General features: G+C 73.5%; 13 protein-coding genes. 5 read left to right on the top strand and 8 right to left on the bottom strand.

The annotated features are described in order from the left end of the window. Window positions 1–109: 109 nt before the first annotated feature. On the top strand, window positions 110–370 hold the full coding sequence (locus AB0J21_RS14255; RefSeq protein WP_363146186.1) for a hypothetical protein: 261 nt from the start codon (window positions 110–112) through the stop codon (window positions 368–370). Between the two features lie 45 nt (window positions 371–415). Here the strand turns inward: AB0J21_RS14255 and AB0J21_RS14250 are convergent, their stop codons facing one another. Beyond that, complete coding sequence (locus tag AB0J21_RS14250) at window positions 416–649, bottom strand: hypothetical protein (RefSeq protein ID WP_363146185.1); 234 nt, start codon at window positions 647–649, stop codon at window positions 416–418. Window positions 650–993: 344 nt separating this feature from the next. On the opposite strand from AB0J21_RS14250, the gene AB0J21_RS14245 reads away from it, so the two are divergent. The 3 genes from AB0J21_RS14245 (at window position 994) to AB0J21_RS14235 (ending at window position 5,827) form a co-directional block, all read left to right on the top strand. Further along, complete coding sequence (locus AB0J21_RS14245; RefSeq protein ID WP_363146184.1) at window positions 994–1,824, top strand: SAM-dependent methyltransferase; 831 nt, start codon at window positions 994–996, stop codon at window positions 1,822–1,824. A 759-nt stretch (window positions 1,825–2,583) separates the two neighbouring features. Next, a complete protein-coding gene (locus AB0J21_RS14240; protein ID WP_363146183.1) occupies window positions 2,584–3,951 on the top strand; it encodes a hypothetical protein in 1,368 nt (455 codons plus the stop codon). A gap of 265 nt (window positions 3,952–4,216) precedes the next feature. Then, window positions 4,217–5,827 (top strand): hypothetical protein, encoded by a 1,611-nt coding sequence (locus tag AB0J21_RS14235; protein WP_363146182.1) that lies wholly within the window; start codon window positions 4,217–4,219, stop codon window positions 5,825–5,827. 46 nt (window positions 5,828–5,873) lie between these two features. Here AB0J21_RS14235 and AB0J21_RS14230 read toward each other — a convergent pair whose 3' ends face one another. The 6 genes from AB0J21_RS14230 to AB0J21_RS14205 form a co-directional block, all read right to left on the bottom strand. Further along, window positions 5,874–6,668 carry a putative protein N(5)-glutamine methyltransferase gene (locus AB0J21_RS14230; protein WP_363146181.1) on the bottom strand — a complete coding sequence of 265 codons (795 nt, stop codon included), beginning with the start codon at window positions 6,666–6,668 and terminating at the stop codon, window positions 5,874–5,876. A gap of 162 nt (window positions 6,669–6,830) precedes the next feature. Further along, complete coding sequence (locus tag AB0J21_RS14225) at window positions 6,831–7,430, bottom strand: hypothetical protein (protein ID WP_363146180.1); 600 nt, start codon at window positions 7,428–7,430, stop codon at window positions 6,831–6,833. A gap of 145 nt (window positions 7,431–7,575) precedes the next feature. After that, a complete protein-coding gene (locus AB0J21_RS14220; protein WP_363146178.1) occupies window positions 7,576–8,355 on the bottom strand; it encodes a class I SAM-dependent methyltransferase in 780 nt (259 codons plus the stop codon). An 81-nt stretch (window positions 8,356–8,436) separates the two neighbouring features. Then, window positions 8,437–9,015: a DoxX family membrane protein gene (locus AB0J21_RS14215; RefSeq protein WP_363146177.1), complete on the bottom strand. Its 579-nt coding sequence runs from the start codon at window positions 9,013–9,015 to the stop codon at window positions 8,437–8,439. A 231-nt stretch (window positions 9,016–9,246) separates the two neighbouring features. After that, window positions 9,247–10,104: a PhzF family phenazine biosynthesis isomerase gene (locus tag AB0J21_RS14210; protein WP_363146175.1), complete on the bottom strand. Its 858-nt coding sequence runs from the start codon at window positions 10,102–10,104 to the stop codon at window positions 9,247–9,249. 101 nt (window positions 10,105–10,205) lie between these two features. Then, on the bottom strand, window positions 10,206–10,655 hold the full coding sequence (locus tag AB0J21_RS14205; protein WP_363146174.1) for a lamin tail domain-containing protein: 450 nt from the start codon (window positions 10,653–10,655) through the stop codon (window positions 10,206–10,208). 228 nt (window positions 10,656–10,883) lie between these two features. Between AB0J21_RS14205 and AB0J21_RS14200 the strand changes: the two genes are divergently transcribed. Further along, complete coding sequence (locus AB0J21_RS14200) at window positions 10,884–12,503, top strand: alkaline phosphatase D family protein (RefSeq protein WP_363146173.1); 1,620 nt, start codon at window positions 10,884–10,886, stop codon at window positions 12,501–12,503. Between the two features lie 56 nt (window positions 12,504–12,559). Here the strand turns inward: AB0J21_RS14200 and AB0J21_RS14195 are convergent, their stop codons facing one another. Continuing rightward, complete coding sequence (locus AB0J21_RS14195; RefSeq protein ID WP_363146171.1) at window positions 12,560–13,567, bottom strand: Gfo/Idh/MocA family oxidoreductase; 1,008 nt, start codon at window positions 13,565–13,567, stop codon at window positions 12,560–12,562. Between the last annotated feature and the right edge of the window lie 166 nt (window positions 13,568–13,733).

Raw genomic sequence — 13,733 nt, 5'->3', positions numbered from 1 at the left:
GGTGCGGAGCGCGACGGCCGAGGGGGCGGCGGTTCCCGGCGGGGCGGCGCGGGCGAAGAGGAAGGGCCGCTCCCGCCACGCGGGCGGGGAACGCTAGTCTGCGCGCGAGATGACCGACTTCGCTGACGAGGCCCGCTCCCGTACCGCCCGGCTCCTGCGCATGGCCGCCCCGGGCGACGACCGGGACGGCATCATCGAGTACGCCACGACGACCCCCGACCCGCCCCTGATGGGCCCGCACGGAATCCGCACGACCGGCTGCGCGCGCTGCCGGCGCACCATGTGGCTCCAACGCGACCTCTGGGTGTGCGCCTCCTGCGGGTGGGTGCGCGAGGAGAGCAGCCCCCAGGGGGAGGCGGGGACGGTGTGAGGGGGCCGTGGAGCAGCGGGACCCGCGCACACCCCCGGGGCTCGGTCAGTGGCCCTCGGGGCGGCCGTGACGCACCTGCTGTCGCAGTTCCTTCTCCACGTCGTGACGGTTCAGGCCCTGGTCCTTCGCCCAGTCGGTGACGGCGAGCTGGACCTCGGCCGAGGCGTTGAACCACACGCGGCGCTGCCGCTGGAGCTCTTCGCCCTCAAGGTGTTCGAGCCGCCGGCCCTCGTCGTCGGCCGACTTCTGCAGCGTGATCAAGTACTCGGGTAGGTCCACGGCGGCACCCTAGGACGGGCCCGGGAGGCGCGCGCGACGCGGCGGCGTGACGCTGAGCCGCGCGGGGGACAGGGTCACCCCGCTGGCGGGCGCGGCACCGGCCCGGGCGAGCGCCCCGCCCGCATCCGGAGAGGCGCCGCGAGCCACCACGCGCGCCGTACCCCACGTGCGTCAGCCGTGTCCGGGACCGCGCACGTCGGACACGGCCTCGGACCGCGCACGCACCGGCACCACCTGTGCGGTGACGGCCGCCGAGGTCCCGTCACCCGGTCCGCCTCCCAACTCGCCTGCTTCAGAGATAGGTTGGCCGAAAGATCAGCCGAGGCGCACTGGAGGCCGTGTCCATGACCGAGCAGCATCCGCCCACCACCGCTTCGAGCGCCCTCTCGGAACGCGTCGACACCTCCCGCCCCCACTCGGCGCGCTTCTGGAACTACTTCGTCGGGGGCAAGGACCACTACGAGGTGGACCGGGAGGTGGGGGAGCAGATCAAGTCGTTCTTCCCCGGGCTCGTGGACGTCGCCGTGGCCGGACGGCACTTCCTGCGCCGCTCGGTGACGCACCTCGTCCGCGAACGCGGAGTGCGGCAGTTCCTCGACATCGGGACCGGGCTGCCCACGGCCGACAACACGCACGAGGTCGCGCAGCGTCTCGCGCCGGACGCGCACATCGTCTACGTCGACAACGACCCGCTCGTTCTCGCACACGCCCGCGCACTGCTCACCTCCTCCGCGCAGGGACGTACGGACTACCTCGACGCGGACTTCTACCGCCCGCAGGACATCCTCGAACAGGCCGTCAAGACACTGGACTTCAGCCGTCCGGTGGCGGTGATGCTGCTCGGCGTCCTCGGCCACGCCCCCGACTTCGGGCGCGCGCGTGAGGTGGTGCGCACCCTCATGGCGGGGCTTCCGGAGGGCAGCGCGCTCGCCGTGTACGACGGCACCCGTACGAGCGAGGGCATGATCGCGGCCGAGAAGGCGTACATGGAGAGCGGCGCGCTGCCCTACCACGTCCGCGAACCGGCCGAGATCGAGACGCTGTTCGACGGGCTGGAGCTGGTGGACCCGGGATTCGTCCGCCTCTCCGCATGGCACCCCGACGAACGCGGCAGCGGCCTGCCCTCCGACGTGGACGCGTTCGGCGGGGTCGGGATCAAGCGCCTGCCGCGCTGAGGCGCGTTCGGCCCTTCCCGTCTGCCGCGCGACGCCCTGCACGCACTCCCTTCCATCGCTTCGAGACGAGGTGCGGCGCCCGCCGCTGACCGGGCGGCCCCGCCCGTCCCTCGCCGAGCACGCTCGCACCGCCCCGCCCCGCCCCGCCCCGCACCGGCCCAGCGGCGTGGGCGTATCGGTCGCACGTGAGGGCCGAGACCGCCGGGAGGAGGGCGTGCCGGTGGAGGAGGAGGTCCCGGCTGTAAGTCCGCGGGGGAGTTGCGGCGCCGCGACCGCCTGGCTCGGGCCGCCCGTCGACGCCCGGCGCATATTTCTGTGCACCCGAGGGATCGAGCCCGGGGCCGCCCTCGCCCGTGCCCGTGCCCAGGGCGAGCGCGCCCTCGGTGAAGCGGTCTGCCGCATCGTGTCCTTCGTCCGCTGAGCGGCGGCGGTCCGGCGTCCCCGCACCCGCGTACGCACCCGGGCGCACCCGGCCAGCTGACGATCAACACCACCGTGCACACCGCTAGTTGCCGCCCGGACGGCTTCACCGTCCCGTGTATTTACATCGATGTAACTCGCTTCTAGGGTGGCACCGGTGCGGCGGCCGTCGGCCGGATCGGTGTCGTGATCCTGACGGCCCCCGTGCTGCGGCGTCATGTGCGCGCGTGGCCAATGTCCCCCCGGAAAAGCCTTGTTGGCCGCGTGTGCGTTCTTCGCACCCGCCCGTCCGCCGCCGTGCCGGCGCGGACCAGGTCTCAGGCAGCAGAGGAGTCCCCCATGCACAGGAAGTCGTACCCCGGGCGCATCGAGAGCGGTGCCCCCGCCGCCGCGCACAGCAGTGGACCGAGCCGGCGCGGCGTGCTGAAGGGGGCCGCGGTCCTCGGTGGCGTCGGCCTGTTCGGCGGGGCGGCGCTGACCGCTCCGGCCGCCTCGGCCGCCGGGCGCGCCGCCTTCGGCAGCGTGCCGATCCATCCCGAGCGCATCGGCATCTACGCGATCCCCGACATCCCCGAACAGTGGCGGGACTGGGACCTCACCCAGGCCTCGCTGGCCAAACTGCACCAGGTGCTGCCCGGCGCCTGGGTGCGCTGGGACAACGAGACCGGGCACCACACCGACGACCCCGCGAGCGTCGAGACGGTGGTGGCCCGCGCCCAGGCGGCCGGACTGCCCATGATCATCACCGGTTCCGCGGTGGACGGCTACGACAACTGGTGGGCCCAGAACAACACGCAGCCCGAGGAGACCATCCGGCAGATCGCGGACGGGCCCTACCTCGACCACGCCGCCGACCTCTACCGCCGCTACGACAACGTGCGGTTCGTGGAGACCGTCAACGAGCCGGACGGGGTCTGGTTCGTCGCCAACCCCGACGACGTCGGCGACTACGCGTACTACCTCGACCGCCTCACCTCGGCCATGAACGGCGACACCGCGGGGATACTCGGCCCGGCCACCGCCTTCGAGGGGCAGATACTCCAGCACCACCTCGGGCGGCCGGAGTTGAGCCACATCTCGTACCACACCTACGGCGGCTGGCAGTCGCTGCGCACCTATCCGGGCAAGGAGGTGTACGTCACCGAGTACGGCGACGACAGCGTGCCGGCCGGGACGGGCAACTCCCCGGCCTTCGTCATCGGCGACCTCGCGCAGGCCGAGCGCGCCGGGAAGCTGTCCGACGGGGTCCGGATGGTCTTCTACGTCAACCTCCAGGGGATGATGCGGGCCGACGCCACGGAGAACGGCCACTTCACCTTCACCGGTCAACTGCGCGCCCTCATCGCCTACCAGGCGCTCGGCGCGGTCTCCTCCACCGCGTGGACCGACCCCTCCGTCACGGAGGTGCTGGCCACCGACGACGGGGCGGGCCGCTTCGCCGCACTGCTGTGGAACCCCTCGGCCGACTCCGAACTGAGCGGGCGGACCGTGCAGGTGCCGGGCAGCAGCCTCGGCGGCGCCGAGGCGCTGAACGTGCTCACGGTCCTCAACCGCGCGGACGGCGCGGCCGAGAGCGCCGCTCTCGGTGCGCAGAACCGGGTCCGCGCCCAGGTCGCGGACGGCACCGTCACACTCACCGTCGACCGGCTGGAGCCCCTGGCCGCCGTCCTCGTGACCACCGAGGGGACCACGGACCTCGCGAACTGAGGCGCGAGGGGCGGTGATCGGGGGCGGGCGAGACCTCGCGTAAAACGATTCATGAAGACGGTTCACCTTCTCGCGTCTCTGGGGTTGACCGCGCTCGCGCGGCGTGGATACCGTGCCCGCGTTATTTGAATCCTTTCATTCGACGGTGAGGCAGGAGATCGCCCGCCCCGGCCCGAACGGAGCCGGGGGACGCGGACTTGGCCTCCTGCCCGCCCCCGCGCACTTCTGCTCTCCCGTGTTCCGTCTCTCGCGTACGGAGATCCGCATGTCCCAAGAGCCCACCCGCTCCTCCCGCATCAGCAGACGCGGCCTGCTGGCCGGTACGACGGCCGCCGCCGCGGGCGCCGTCGTCCTCGGTCCCGGGTCGCCCGCCGCCTCGGCGGCGGCCCCGACGGAGAAAGGGCGCCCCGTCCTGCCCTCGGGGGAGCGGCTCGTGGGCCGGCCCGCGCGCGCCCGGAAGGCCGCGCACGGCAGGCGGCAACGCACCCGCTTCGGCATCGGCTACGAGACGTGGTTCGGCGGCGTCATCGACTTCGAGTCGACCGAGGCGGAACCGCTGCTGGGCCGGTACGACTCCGAGGACCCCGAGGTGATCAGGCAGCACGCCCGGTGGATCCGCTGGGCGGGCTACGACTTCGTCCTCGTCGACTGGTCCAACAACCTCGGCGGGAACTGGGACAACGGCGTCGCCGAGAAGATCATGAAGGGCACCGACGCGCTGCTGGACGTCTACGCGGACCTCGACGACCGGCCCGAGGTCGTGCTCCTGCTCGGCCTCGACAACGGCGCGACGGACACCGCCAACTGGGACGCGCAGATCGAGCGCGTCAAGACCCGGTACCTCGAAAGCCCCAGGCTGCGCCCGCTGTTCATGGAGTACGACGGCAAACCGCTGCTCACCGTGTACACCGGCGCCCGCTGGACCGAGCCGCCCGCCTGGCGCGACCCCGCCTTCACCGTGCGGTGGACCGGCGCCTACCGGGAGGTCGTCCTCAACCCCGGCGGGCAGTGGTCCTGGGTGGACCGCAGCCCGTACGCCAACGGGCAGAGCGAGCCGGTCGGCGACTTCGCGGACGGCGGTCTGCGCGACTGGCACGCGGACCCCGCCTGGAAGCTCGCGAAGATGTCGGTGAACGCCGCCTACCCCGGTGTTCCCGAGATCACCTTCGCCTCCACCAGGCCCGCCGAGGGCGCGGAGCAGAAGACCGGGACCCTCACCAGCGCGCCGTTCACGCTGACCCGCGAGGTCCTCTCCTTCAACGCGATCGGCACCGATCCCCCGGCCCACCGGAGCGCGAAGGTCCCCGGCGCCGACAGCCGCAACCTGTACCTCCTCAAGGACGCCGCCACCGGGGAGGTGCTGCGCTGGCACGAACCGCCGGGCACCGACACGTACTTCATGGTGCGGCAGTGGAACGTCGCGGACCTGAAGGGGCGCGAGGTCGTCTTCGAGGCGGTCAGCAACCGCACGGAGGGTCCGCCGGTCGGCTGGATCGGCTTCTTCGGCCTTCAGCAGCAGCGCGCGGAGATCGTGACCGCCGCCGCCGCGCAGCCCGGAAACGAGTACTACGGAGCTTTTGGCAACTGGGACGCCCAGCCGCGCATGTCGGGAGCCACCCTGCTGCGCCAGGCCCAGGGGATCTACGACTTCGAACCGGAACTCGCCCTCGTGCAGCAGTGGAACGAGTTCGGCGCCCCCGACCAGTTCAGCGTGGCCGGGAGCAACGACATCGAGCCGACCAAGGTCACCACCCTCAAGGGGGCGGAGTCCGACGGCTGGGGCTTCTACTACCTCTCCCTCGCCCGGGAGGTGATCGACCAGTACCGGGCCGGGGAGGCCGCGCCCCGGGTCCTCCTCGACACCCGTTATCCCTAGGATCTCCGGCGACGAGGGGCCCCGGCGACGAGGGGCCGCCGTCCGGTCAGGGGCGGCGGCCCGTCACCACCGTCGCGTACAGCTCCCGCGACACCGCGACGGCCGGGAGCAGGCCGGCCCCGCGCAGGACGCCGAGAGCCGCGTCCGCCTGGCGCTCGCTCGTCTCGACGAGGAGGTGCCCGCCCGGGGCCAGCCAGGCCGCCGCCCGCCCGGCCACCCGGCGCAGGAGGTCCAGACCGTCGGTGCCGCCGTCCAGCGCGACCCGGGGCTCGTGCACGCGCGCCTCGGCCGGCAGCAGGGCCACCTCGCCGGAGGGCACGTACGGGACGTTCGCGGTGAGCACGTCGATCCGGCCGCGCAGCGCGTCCGGCACCGCGTCGAAGAGGTCGCCCTCGTGGACCGTGCCGCCCACCCCCGCCACGTTGCGGCGCGCGTAGGCGAGGGCGCCCGGGTCCACGTCGGCGCAGTGCAGGGAGCAGCCCGGCCCCAGCGCCGTGGCCAGGGCCAGGCCCACGGCTCCGGAGCCGCAGCACAGGTCGAGGACCACGGCGGGACGCGGGGCGAGCGCCAGCGCCCGGTCGACCAGGAACTCGGTGCGGCGGCGCGGGACGAACACCCCCGGGCCCACCTCGACGCGGACGCCGTGGAAACGGGCGTGACCCACGACGTGTTCGAGGGGCTCACCGGCCGCGCGCCGCTCCACGAGCGCGTCGAGGACCTCGGGCCGCTCACCGGCGGACGCGAGCAGCAGCCGCGCCTCGTCCTCGGCGAAGACACAGCCGGCCGCGCGCAGACGGCTCACAACAAGGGCAAAAGCAGGGGAAGTCGGGAGTGCCGACATGAGGGGAGACCTCTCGGGATCACTGGATCACCTGAAGAGGGCGTTCCCCGTCCTCACCTCTGGGCGGCGCGGGCCGCCGGGGTACGAGGAGGGAGCGCCCGTCCGGTGCTGACGGAAATCGGACTCACCTCCTCGGCCGTGGGTGGGCGTGCGCCCGACACCCTACGGCATCCCGGGCCGCCCCGGCCCGCCCATCGTGTCGGGCACGCTGCGCACCGGGGTGCCCCACACCCGTACCACCTCGTAGTCCGTGAACTCCTGGACCAGCCGGTACGCCGGTGCCGGACGCGGGCCGCGCCGCTCGGCGGCCAGGTAGCGCTCCGCCTCGTCCCGGTCGTGCCGGGGTGTTCCGCACAGCTGCCAGGCCTGCCCGTTCCACACCTCGGGCAGCCAGCGCTCGCGGGCCCGGGGCCGCTCCTCGCGCAGCCCGTAGCGCGAGACCACCGGCACCTGGTTCTCCTCGCCGCCGCGCGGACCGGTGGGCCCGCCGCCGTACCGCCCCCGGCGGGCCGAACGGCGACGGGTCTCGCACAGCAGGCACCGGTCCGGGGCCTCCTCGTCGACCGGACCGTCGGGGTGCTCGGCGCAGCGCGTCGTCGGGGCCGGGCCCTCGACGACCTTCTCCAGCAGTTCGAGGGCGCGCCGGACGTCGGTGGTGATCTCGCGCAGCCGGGCGTCGGGCACGTCCTGCCCCAGCTGCTCGCCGTGCTCGCCGAGCAACCGGAGGGACCGGCCCAGGGCGGAGAGCTGTGCGTGCTGCATCGTGCGGTGCTCCTCGTACGGAGGGGACGGAGGGGGCGAAGAAACGCCGGCGTGCCCGGGGACACCACCACGGGCGGCCCACGGGTACGCCCGTATTGTCGTACATCCGGGAGCCGCCGTGCGCGCCCCTGGTCGCCGGGCGGGCTCAGACCACGGGCACGAGCGTGAGATACGCGATGCCGAGCACCTCGCGGTAGCCGTGCAGCCAGGCGGACCGCTGGGTGTCCACGGCCCGCGCCACCTCCGGCGCCAGGGCATGACCGGGATGTGCGGCGAGCCACTCCTCGCGGGCCGCGCGGTAGCCGGACTCGAACTCCTCCCACTCGCTGTCGCTCGCCGTCTCGGTCCACAGCGGCCGGAAACCCGCGGCCACGGCGGCGTCCACGAGGACGCCCAGGCTCGGGTGCTCCTCGGCGGTGGCCCCCGGCCACATCCGGCTCAGCTCCGCCCCGGTGGGCGGACGGCGGTAGAAGCCCTCGCCGAGCAGGACCCGGCCGCCCGGGTTCACCAGCGAGCGCAGTGCGGCGAACAGCTCCGGGAGGTAGCGCTCCGGCCGCCCCGGCTCCGCGAGCGCCTGCCCCGCCCCGTTGCACAGCACCACGTCGGCGGGCCCGCGCCCCGTGCCGCGCGCCGACTCCTCGACGTACCGCACGCGCGCGGCCAGACCCCGCTCCCGGGCCAGCCGCCGCCCGCGCTCCAGGTCCTCCGCGTCGAGATCGACGCCGACGCCCTCCGCTCCCGGTGCGGCGGCCAGGACCCGCAGCAGCAGCTCGCCCCAGCCGCAGCCGACGTCGAGCACGCTCGCCGGTTCCACGGCCGCGAGCCGGGCGACGATCCGCGCGGCCCGCTCCTCGGACAGCGGACCGTGGAAGGCGAGAGCGGACAGCCGGGGCGGGGGAGCGTCCGAGGACGTGGGGGTGGTCACAGGGGCGGACGCTACGACAGCGGGGCGGTGCGCGGCGAAGGGTTTTCGTCGCACACCGCCCCGCCCGGGGTCGTCCCGCACTCAGGTCGCGGGGACCTCGTCGGCCTCCGGCACCGGGGTCTCCTGCGCCTGCTTGACCCGCTTGCCGCGCTGGGCGACCACCGTGAGCGTCGCGGCGGCCCCGCCGATGAGGGCGGCGGGCACCATCCAGTGCCGGTTCAGGGCGTGGCCCAGCTTGTGGTCGAGCGAGTAGCGGCCCGGACCGGCCACCGAGAGCGCGGCGGCGGCGAAACCGAGGAACGCCGGGTACTCGTAGCCGCCGCCCTGCGCGAAGAAACCGTTGGGGGAGTGCACCGCCGCGGCCCCCGCCATCGTGCCGGCCGCGGCCGCGCCCGCCGCCGGGGTCGCGAGGCCCACGGCCAGCAGCGCGCCGCCGCCCGCCTCGCCCAGACCGGCGGCCAGCGCGTTGAGCCTGCCGGGCGCGTACCCCATGGCCTCCATGGCCTGGCCGGTCGCGTCGAGCCCGCCGCCGCCGAACCAGCCGAACAGCTTCTGCGAGCCGTGCGCGGCGAGTACGCCGCCGGTGCCCAGCCGCAGCAGGAGCAGCCCCAGGTCACGCCGCCTGGCGCCCCGGTCGAAACCCTTCACGTGACACTTCACGTGTGTCTCCTCGTCATCGAAATTGGCCTTGGCAGTGACAACCCGCCCCGGGCGCGCACCCGGATGACCTCCCCCGACCACGGTCCGCCTTCGCACCGTCGCGCACCCGGCCACAACGGCCGAACGGGTGATGATCAGGAGGCTACGCCCCTCTCGTCCCGGGCGTACCGGAACGGGGCTCCGCCGCGTCCTCCAGCCCTGCCGGACGCGGTCCGCCTCGCGAGGAGGTGGTCAGTCCTGCGGGATGCGCACGGCCGTCCCCGCGACGCGCACGCGCGGATCGCCCGGGCGCAGGGTCACCGTGACGGTGCCGGGCCGCCCCAGGTCCTCGCCCTGGCGCAGGGTGAGTTCGGCGTCCTCCTCCACCCGGCCGAGCGCCCGCAGATACGCCCCGAACGCGGCCGAGGCCGCCCCCGTCACCGGGTCCTCGACGACGCCGCCGACCGGGAAGGGGTCCCTGGTGTGGAACACCCCGGTGCGCGGATCGCGCCACACCAGGTGCACGGTGGTCAGATCGAGGCGGGCCATCAGCGCGCGCAGCCGCTCGAAGTCGTAGTCCAGGTCGGCGAGCCGCTCGCGGGTCCCGGCGCCCAGTACGAGGTGGCGGGCGCCGGCGTAGGCGATCCGGGGCGGGAAGGCCGGGTCCAGGTCGGCGGCGGGCCAGCCGAGCGCGGCCAGCGCCTCCGTGAGATCGGCGCGGTCCACCTCCTCCACCGCCGGTTCGACGCTGGTGAGGGTGGCGCGCAGCTCGCCGTCCACCGTGTCCACGGCGACCGGTACCGATCCGGCCCGGGTGAGGAAGAGGAAGTCGCCCGCGCCGTCCCGCTCGGCGAGCGCCACGGCGGTGGCCACGGTGGCGTGGCCGCAGAAGGGGACCTCGGCCCGCGGGCTGAAATACCGCACCGTGTGCGTGCGGGCGGGGTGCCCGGCGGGCGGCTCGGTGACGAAGGCGGTCTCGCTGTAGCCGAGTCCGGCCGCGATGGCGAGCTGCCCGCCGTCGTCCAGACCGGCGGCGTCCAGGACGACCCCGGCCGGGTTCCCGGCGGCGGGCTCCGAGGTGAAGGCGGCGTAGCGGGCGATCTGTGTCATGCCGGGTGCAACCGGGGGCCCCGGTGCCGCATTCCCCGCCTCCGCACACGCGTCGGCCGGGTCCGCGGCCGCCGGGGCCCCCGTTCTGCCCTGCTTCCGGGTCAGTGGCAGTTCTGCTGGCCGTTGCGCGTCTTCCCCCACGAGCACGAGTCGCGCAGCGAACCGGAGGGCGTGACCAGCCGGGCCTTGTCGCCGGTGTTGTTCCAGACGTAGGAGCCGCGGTTCCAGTACACGGTCCCGGGGACGTTCTTCCCCTTGCCGGTCCTGACCTTCACCGTCTTGCCGGCACCGATCCTGTAGCTGCCGAAGGTGTAGGTGTAGCCGGTGTTGTCCTTCAGCTTGTAGCCCTTGAGCTGCACGGCCGACGTCGAGTTGTTGTGGATGTTGACCCACTCGGCGTTCAGCGAGGCGTTGCTGCGGGTGTCCTTGCCCGGGCTGTCGAACTGCACCAGCCCGATGTGCAGCCCGCTCTGGTGCGCGGCCTCGGCGGGGGCGGCGGCGAGCAGGGCGCCGACGGCGGCGAGGGCGAGGGCCGTGATGCGTATGCGCAAGTTGTGCTCCGTGTGTGCGTGTTCGGTGAAGAAGGGCTGATTATATGCGCAAGGAAGCGTGGTGCGCGGGGAGTTGTCCTTTTCCGGTACCGGACGGGCCGGATGGTCGCGGTGGCCGCTTCGCCCCGGCCTCCCGCCGCAGCCCGCCGGTCAGGGTTCATTCGGTGGACATGCCAAAGCCGCGTGGCGGACGGGACCCCGTCCCCGTCGGCCCGTCAGATACTCCTCATGACTACCGCCCCGGAACTCCGTACCCTCGCCCGTCACTTCGACCGGCGCCGGTTCCTCACCGTGACGGGGGCCGCCGCCGCGCTGGCCTTCGCGACCAATCTGCCGGCCGCCGGTTCGGCCGCCGCCGCCGCGCTGGACCCGGCGAAGATCGTCAAGGACCCGTTCACGCTCGGAGTGGCCTCGGGCGACCCGCTGCCCGGCTCCGTACTGCTGTGGACGCGCCTCGCGCCCAGCCCGTACGAGAGCGACGGAGGGCTGCCCGCCTCCCGGGTCACCGTGCAGTGGGAACTCGCGCACGACAGCCGGTTCACCCGGATCGCGAAGAAGGGGAGCGCGGTCGCCCATCCCGAGTTCCAGCACTCCGTGCATATCGAGGTGAAGGGCCTGGACGCCGACCGCGTCTACTTCTACCGCTTCCGCGCCGGCCAGTGGATCAGCGGCACCGGCCGCACCCGCACCGCTCCCGCGAACAACGCGAGACTCACCGAAATGCGGCTGGCCGCCGTGTCCTGCCAGGCGTACCACGACGGGTACTACACGGCGTACGGGCACCTCGCCGACGAGGACCTCGACGTGGTCTTCCACCTCGGCGACTACCTGTACGAGTACGCCGTCACCGCCGTCGGCGGGAACCGCAAGTACACCGACCGCAGGCTGCCCGCGCACTACAACCGGGAGACGGTCACCCTCGACGACTACCGGCTGCGCTACGGCCTGTACAAGTCCGACCCGGACCTGATCGCCGCGCACGCCGCGCACCCCTTCGTCGTCACCTGGGACGACCACGAGACGGAGAACAACTACGCCGGCGACACCCCCGAGAACGACGTCCCGCCGGAGGAGTTCCTGCTGCGCCGGGCCGCCGCCTACCGCGCGTACTGGGAGCACCAGCCGCTGCGCACCCCGCAGCAGCCCGAGGGCGCCGACATGCAGCTGTACCGCCGCAGGCAGTACGGCCGGCTCGCGCAGTTCGACATCCTCGACACCCGCCAGTACCGCAGCGACCAGGCGTACGGCGACGGCTGGCAGGTTCCCGGGCCGGAGTCCGAGGACCCGGCGCGCACCCTGACCGGGGCGACGCAGGAGCGCTGGCTCGTCGACGGGTGGCGCGAGTCGAAGGCCACCTGGAACGTGCTGCCGCAGCAGGTCACCTTCGCGCAGCGCAAGGACCGCGCGACGCCCGACTACAAGCTGTCGATGGACTCCTGGGACGGCTACCCCGCCTCCCGGCAGCGGCTCCTGGACGGCTGGCAGTCCGCGGGCCAGGACAACCTGCTGGTCCTCACCGGCGACGTCCACGTGCACTACGGCTTCGACATCAAGGCCGACTTCGACGACCCGGCCTCCAAGACCCTCGGCACCGAGATCGTCACCAGCTCGATCACCAGCGGCGGCGACGGCTCCGACAAGCCCGCCAACTGGGACACCTACATGGCCGCCAACCCGCACCTGAAGTTCTACAACGGGCGGCGCGGCTACGCCGTCGTGACCCTCGGCCAGGACGCGGCCCGCGCCGAATGGAAGACGGTGTCCGCCGTCACCACCCCCGGTGCACCGCTCACCACCGCCGGCAGTTTCGTCACCGAGGCCGGCAACCCCGGACTCAAGCCCGCCTGAGCCCGCTGAGCGCCGCACGAGGTGGGCGCCCGCGCACGCGGGCGCCCACCTCGCCCTCACACCGTGTCGTAGCGCACGCCCACCTGCTCCCGGACCCGGTCCAGCGTGCGCATCACCGCGAGCGTGCCCTCCAGCGGCACGAGCGGCGACTCCTTCTCACCCGCCCGCAGGCACCGCATGACCTCGGCGGCCTCCGGGACGTAGCCGGTGCCGCCCTCCTCGGCCGAGGCCAGGAACTCCCGCGGCCCGGCGCCCGCTTGGTGCAGCACGAAGCTCTCCGGCATGTGGAAGCCGCGCGGGATCTCGATGCGGCCGTGCGAACCGACCACCGTCGCGCCCGTCCTGCTCGCCCCCGTCACCCCGCAGTGCAGCAGCGCGTGGGCGCCGCTCTCCCAGGACAGGAGCATCCCGGTCTGGAGGTCCACGCCCCGGTCCGAGAGCAGAGCCGTCGCCTGCACCCCCGAGGGCTCACCCAGCAGCAGGTGCGCGAAGGACACCGGGTACACCCCGAGGTCGAGCAGCGCCCCGCCGCCCTGCGCCGGGTCCACCAGCCGGTGCCCGGGCGGGAACTCGCCGCCCAGCGCGAAGTCGGCCTCCACCGCGCGCACCGTGCCGATCGCCCCGTCCCGCACGAGCCCCACGATCCTGCGCACCAGCGGATGGACGTACGTCCACATCGCCTCCATCAGGAACAGCCCGCGCTCCCGTGCCAGGCCCACGAGTTCGACCGCCTGCCGCGAGTCGAGCGTGAACGCCTTCTCGCACAGCACGGCCCGGCCGCGCTCCAGGCACAGGCCCGCCGCCTCCCGGTGGGCGGAGTGCGGGGTCGCCACGTACACCACGTCGATCTCGTCGTCCGCCGCGAGCGCCGCCCAGGAGCCGTGCGCCCGCGGTATCCCGAAACGGTCCGCGAAGGCCCGCGCCGCCTCCGGGGTGCGGGAGCCCACCGCCACCACCTCGGCGTCCGGCATCGTCAGCAGATCGGCCGTGAAGGCCGCCGCGATCCCGCCCGTCGCCAGTACGCCCCAGCGCACGCGTCCGTCCTGTCCGCGTTTCGCCGTCATCTCGTCACCAGTCCCTCGGCATGGGCGGACACCACCCCCCTCCGGCTACCGGCGAGTACGCCCTCGGGCCCGCCGCCGCGGAGTGAAACGGCTCGTCACAGCCCTCCTCGAACGGTCTTCACCACCCCGTCCGAGCTGAGAGCATAGGTAACCGATTCCACCAAGG

The organism is Streptomyces sp. NPDC049954 (genome assembly GCF_040656295.1).
Lineage (GTDB): Bacteria > Actinomycetota > Actinomycetes > Streptomycetales > Streptomycetaceae > Streptomyces.
This window is presented reverse-complemented; position numbering and strand designations above follow the sequence as displayed.